This window comes from Lonsdalea britannica (assembly GCF_002111595.1).
GTDB lineage: Bacteria > Pseudomonadota > Gammaproteobacteria > Enterobacterales > Enterobacteriaceae > Lonsdalea > Lonsdalea britannica.
The window spans coordinates 1-1,077 of record NZ_LUTN01000049.1 but is presented as its reverse complement, the minus strand read 5'-3'; the positions used below and the strand labels follow the sequence as shown (position 1 = coordinate 1,077).

The window sequence follows — 1,077 nt, the reverse complement described above, 5'->3', positions numbered from 1 at the left end:
TTATCAGCAATTAAGCGATAACTTTAGCAACCACGCCGGCGCCTACTGTACGGCCACCTTCACGGATTGCGAAACGCAGACCGTCGTCCATCGCGATCGGAGCAATCAGGTTAACAACCATTTTGATGTTGTCGCCTGGCATAACCATTTCAACGCCTTCCGGCAGTTCGATGGTGCCCGTTACGTCAGTTGTACGGAAGTAGAACTGCGGACGGTAGCCTTTGAAGAACGGAGTATGACGGCCGCCTTCATCTTTGCTCAAATATAAACTTCAGATTCGAACTGCGTATGCGGTTTGATTGAACCTGGTTTAGCCAGTACCTGACCACGTTCAACTTCGTCACGTTTAGTACCACGCAGCAGAACACCAACGTTCTCACCCGCACGACCTTCGTCCAGCAGTTTGCGGAACATTTCAACACCGGTACAAGTCGTTTTGGTCGTGTCTTTGATACCCACGATTTCAACTTCTTCACCGACTTTGATGATGCCGCGCTCTACACGACCGGTAACAACAGTACCACGGCCAGAGATAGAGAATACGTCTTCGATCGGCAGCAGGAACGGCTTGTCGATAGCACGCTCTGGTTCCGGGATGTAGCTGTCCAGCGCTTCTGCCAGTTCTACAATCTTCGCTTCCCACTCAGCTTCGCCTTCCAGCGCTTTCAGCGCAGAACCACGGATTACCGGAGTGTCGTCGCCCGGGAAGTCGTACTGAGACAGCAGCTCACGAACTTCCATTTCAACCAGTTCCAGCAGCTCTTCGTCATCAACCATGTCACATTTGTTCAGGAACACGATGATGAACGGAACGCCTACCTGACGACCCAGCAGGATGTGCTCACGAGTCTGCGGCATCGGGCCGTCAGTCGCTGCAACTACCAGGATCGCGCCGTCCATCTGGGCAGCACCGGTGATCATGTTTTTCACGTAGTCGGCATGCCCTGGGCAGTCAACGTGCGCGTAGTGGCGAGTCGGGGTATCGTACTCAACGTGAGAAGTGTTGATGGTGATACCACGTGCTTTTTCTTCCGGCGCGTTATCGATCTGGTCGAATGCGCGAGCAGCACCGCCGTA

General features: G+C 53.5%; 1 pseudogene. It reads right to left on the bottom strand.

Annotated features, from left to right (window positions below):
* Window positions 1–10: 10 nt before the first annotated feature.
* Window positions 11–1,077, bottom strand: a pseudogene (gene tuf / locus AU509_RS17860) (elongation factor Tu); the annotation flags it as partial.